We start from the raw sequence: 1749 nt of genomic DNA, 5'->3' as shown, positions 1-1749 counted from the left end.
CGTCGGGCAGCTCGCGCCACTCCTCGGCGGCCGGGGTCACCGCGTACCGCTCGTCGGCCTCGCCGTCCGACGCCAGCAGACCGGCGGAATGGGCGAGTTCGACCCAGAACGCCGCGAGGGACTCCGTGGTGTCGAGGGCGGCGGCGGTCCGCTTGAGGTCGCGGACGCTCAGCCCGCCCGCCCGCAGGACCGGCGGGCCGCCCAGGTCCCACTCCTTGAGCAGGTCCTCGACGGTGGCCAGCGCGGTGAGCGCCTGGCCCGCGGCCGTGGAGTCCACCAGCGCGGGGTCGTGGGCGGTGGTGGGGGAGAGCGCGGGCGGTACGGGTTCCGGCGCGCGGTGCGCACGCCCGGCGCGCAGATGCAGCGCCACCTCGCGGGGCAGGACGACGTTGCGGGGCCCGGCCTGGAGCAGCAGACCGCGGTCGAGCAGCCACTGGAGGTGCGGGGCCGGACGGTCGGTCACCCCGCCGTACGGAGGTCCCCAGACCAGCTTGTCGAGGACGGCCGTGGCCTCGGGCGGCGCGGTGCCCAGCAGCGCCGCCATCCGGGCGTGGTCGGTGAACAGCGAGGTCAGCGCGGTGATCGCGGTCACCGGGTCGTGGGTGGCGGGCAGGCCGGCCGCGGCGATGATCTCTTGGAGCCGGCCCGGGGACATCCCGGACGTGGCCTCGGCGACCGACGGGCCGAGGCCGGTGGGAGAGGGGTGTGTGGCGCTGGGCGCGAGCAGTTCGCGCGCCGTACGCACCAGCCGCAGCCGGTCGTCCGGACCCCACACCAGCGCCTGGGTGCGCAGTGCCGCCAGCGCGCCGGGCAGCGCGGCCGCCACCCGCTCGTCCCCGTCGTCCCCCGCCATCAGCGCGCCGAGCACGTCGTACGGGCACGGGTCGGGCGCCACCGCCAGCGCCTCGGCGGTCTGGAGGGCGAAACGGTCCAGCCGCTCCACGGCCCGGACGACCGAGGCCCGGGTCCCCGCCCGGGTGGCGAGCTGGGTGACATCACCGGGCACCGGGCCGAGCAGATCGGGACGGGCCCGCAGCAGATCGACGAGCCCGTCGTCGGTGCGGGTCCGAAGCTCCTCGGCGAGGGTGCGGGGCGTGTCTGTCATCCGCTCTACGTTAGCCGGGACCGGAGCCGGGGGCTGTGGTGCGGGCGGGCGGGTTGCGGGAGGGGAGGTGGTGGCGGGTGGTGCCGGGGCGGGGGTCGTCCTGGTGGGGGAGGAAGGGGCGAGGGGACGGAGGACACCCGTTGTGCTGGTGTGGCGGAGGCGGGATGAGGTGGTGTCGGCCGGAAGGCGCGTGCCGGTGGGAGAGGCCGGAGGAGCGGTACGGGGGCGTTGCGCGGGGCGTTCGCGTATGTGGCCAGGGACGGGCCCTTGTGTCCCGACGGCCCCGTGACCAGGGGCGGGGCGTCGGAGGCAGGGAGCGCCGGGTGTGCCGTCCGGGGTGCCGGGGCAGGGGGAGAGGGTACCGTCGGGGCGACAACCAGCGGACGCCGCAGGGGATTTCGTGGGGATCGAGAGCGAGCAGCTCGTCTTTGACTATCTGAGCCGGGTGGGAGACCTGGCCCAGCAGCGCGGGCTGCCGTCCAGGGAACGGATGCGGCTGGTGGCCGATCTGCGCGCCGAGATCGCGGCGCAGAAGACGGACTCGGTCTCCGGCGTGAAACGGACGCTGTCCCGGCTGGGGACGCCCGAGGCCCGGGTGACGGCCGCGCAACGTGAGGCCGGGGTGAGCGGTCCGGGCACACCGC

General features: G+C 76.0%; 2 pseudogenes. One reads left to right on the top strand and one right to left on the bottom strand.

The annotated features are described in order from the left end of the window. Window positions 1-1105, bottom strand: a pseudogene (locus tag AC51EU_RS30210) (DNA-binding protein); the annotation flags it as partial. A 400-nt stretch (window positions 1106-1505) separates the two neighbouring features. Between AC51EU_RS30210 and AC51EU_RS30205 the strand changes: the two are divergent. Beyond that, window positions 1506-1749, top strand: a pseudogene (locus AC51EU_RS30205) (hypothetical protein); the annotation flags it as partial.

Source organism: Candidatus Streptomyces philanthi (assembly GCF_059553635.1).
The sequence above is the reverse complement of the archived record's forward strand: the minus strand, read 5'-3'. Positions and strand labels throughout refer to the sequence as shown.